This window comes from Bacillus sp. GMa5/1 (assembly GCF_050172015.1).
Classification (GTDB): Bacteria; Bacillota; Bacilli; order Bacillales; family Bacillaceae_G; genus Bacillus_A; species Bacillus_A cereus.
In genome coordinates this window covers 1-2358 of sequence record NZ_JBNLYC010000340.1, presented here as the reverse complement: position 1 = coordinate 2358, position 2358 = coordinate 1, and the positions used below count along the sequence as shown (strand labels likewise).

Here is a 2358-nt window from a genome sequence, read left to right as displayed (position 1 = left end):
CAAAAGATCCCGTATACAATTATTAGTATTGGATTTGTTACTAATGACAGAAGTATCCTTTTTGTATTTTCTCTAAATATAGAAACCACTCCTAATTATATGAATTACTGATATTAAGTATACTTTATTGTAAAGTAACAAAAAAGCTATTTAATCTTGCCGCAAAAAATACAATAGACACATGAATATTATATTCATGTTAAAAAGGCCAACAATCCAAGATTGTTAGCCTCTACTTCCCATATTCGTATCTTTTATCACTTTACTTCCTTACAACTGGAATCCACATTTCACCAAACACTAAGCCGTTTCTTTTCCCCATCTCAACCGTCGTATTTGGTCCACCAACATAAGCAAACTCATTTGCATCTGGTAAAGCTTGACCGAAGGCGATGCCAGTCAACTTATTACTTAACTCTTCAGCTGTTTTGTCTTCCCCTTTTACTACTAAGTATTCTCCCCTCGGAAACTGAATCACTCTAGATTCTTCTTCTATTTGTGCTTCTGTCATGACACCCGCATAATACATCATTTTGTTATTCACCGCTTCGCTCACAGAAAAAATGTATTCATTTGTCGCTAAAGCTTTTAAAGTGTCCAGCCTTCCATCTTCTTTAACAGCCGACCAAAAGGCTTCCTTTTCTTTATTTATTCCAGCAAAGTCTGTGTACTCACTCTTAATTTCAGTTCCAATACCTAACACAATAAAGCTATCTTTTTCTTCTATAGTATAATTTTTCATATACAAAACCTGCCTCTTTTTTTATTAATCAAACGATTTATCTTTTCATCTGATACGTTTATAATATCTTTAAACCATGTCAAAAAATGATACTGTTTAGGAGACCAAAATGAAAAAAGTTGAACGGATCAATACAATTATGCGATATATTAACAACCGCTCTCACTTTACAATTTCTGAAATCATACGAGAATTTAACATATCACGATCGACAGCTATTAGAGACATTAGAGAAATTGAAGCTATGGGAATGCCACTTGTCGCTGAAGTTGGGAGAACGGGTGGATATTTTGTTATGCATAATTCTATCCTGCCCGTTGTTCGCTTTACTGATAATGAAGTGAAAGCTCTTTTTATTGCCTTTATGGCTACGAGGAATCAACAACTTCCCTACCTAAAGAGTCGTCAATCTTTAGCCGAAAAACTACTAGGACTCATCTCAGAAACCCAGCAGGATGACCTTGTTCTTTTAAATCAACTCTTGCTGTTCCAAGGAACTAATCCTCATAATCCCGATCTACTTGAGCTTTCTGATCTCCCCCATCCTATGTTAGAAAAACTCATTCAAATCCTTCTTTTGGATAACCATTTATTGATTACCATTAAAAAAGATGAAGAAATTAAGTCTTATCCAATTTATCTATTACACCTTTATCAAGAAAAAAGCCATTGGATTATTGAAGGATTTGACTTAAAAGAAGAAAAGAAGTTAATGTTTCCTGTCGATGATCTCATCAATATCGAACCATACACGACGAATAAAAGGCTCAATAAGAAAAAGATTTTAGAAAAACTAAGTAAGAAGGCTGAAGCAATTAACCTTGTACTTGAACTTGGTCCGACAGCAATTGCCCAGTTCAAAAAATACCATCCTTTAAAAATTTCAATATCTTATACTAATCCTTACCAATCCACAGCCATTTTAAAAACTTTTATCAATGTTAACAATCCCGATGAAGTGACGGAAATAATAAATTGGCTGCTTTTTCTAGGGAAGGATATTACAATTAGGGAAATGCCTGAAGAAATATTAAAAGATTTACAAGAGCGATTATGTTTATATTCCCCATAAGCAGTGATCAGTTAAACCTCAAAATATTGAGTTTAAGCGCTCACTACTGAACGAGGCTTCTATGAATAATACAACAAAAAAGGTATGAACTAACTTTTAGTTCATACCTTTTATATTAGAGTTTTCTATAAACACATTAAATTGCTTGTTTAAGATTTGAATGTGGATTTGGTCCATACTTATTCTCACCTTCATCACTTTCAATGATACAAAACACAAGTAGAACCGCTCCTCCAAATGGCACCAAATTTAATAGCTGCCACCATCCTGTTTTTCCACTATCATGTAATCGACGAGCTTCCACTGCCAGAGTAGGAACGATAAAAATTGTTATATATAGCACGGTAATATTGGCTCTTAAGTAAAAGGCAGACGAAGAATAAGAGGCCAAATATATTAATGACCAAAACGTAACCTTATTAAATAAAGTAAAAATCCAGTACTCTTTTCTCGTAGCTCTCCCACTAAATTTCGCATAGTTTTTGAGAGTATATAAATACCATTTCATTTGAACCTCTCCCTTTTTCATCCCCTAAACGATTAA

3 protein-coding genes are annotated in these 2358 nt (G+C 33.8%); 1 reads left to right on the top strand and 2 read right to left on the bottom strand.

The window, feature by feature from the left end:
* Positions 1 to 262: 262 nt before the first annotated feature.
* Positions 263 to 742, bottom strand: a complete 480-nt coding sequence (locus ACQGSG_RS28345; RefSeq protein WP_000801032.1) for a GyrI-like domain-containing protein — start codon at positions 740 to 742, stop codon at positions 263 to 265.
* A 109-nt stretch (positions 743 to 851) separates the two neighbouring features.
* Here ACQGSG_RS28345 and ACQGSG_RS28340 point away from each other — a divergent pair, with 109 nt between their 5' ends.
* Entirely contained in the window at positions 852 to 1814 is a 963-nt protein-coding gene (locus ACQGSG_RS28340; RefSeq protein ID WP_016111509.1) for a helix-turn-helix transcriptional regulator, read from the top strand.
* A 136-nt stretch (positions 1815 to 1950) separates the two neighbouring features.
* Here ACQGSG_RS28340 and ACQGSG_RS28335 read toward each other — a convergent pair whose 3' ends face one another.
* Entirely contained in the window at positions 1951 to 2322 is a 372-nt protein-coding gene (locus tag ACQGSG_RS28335; RefSeq protein WP_000872435.1) for a DUF805 domain-containing protein, read from the bottom strand.
* Positions 2323 to 2358: the final 36 nt, after the last annotated feature.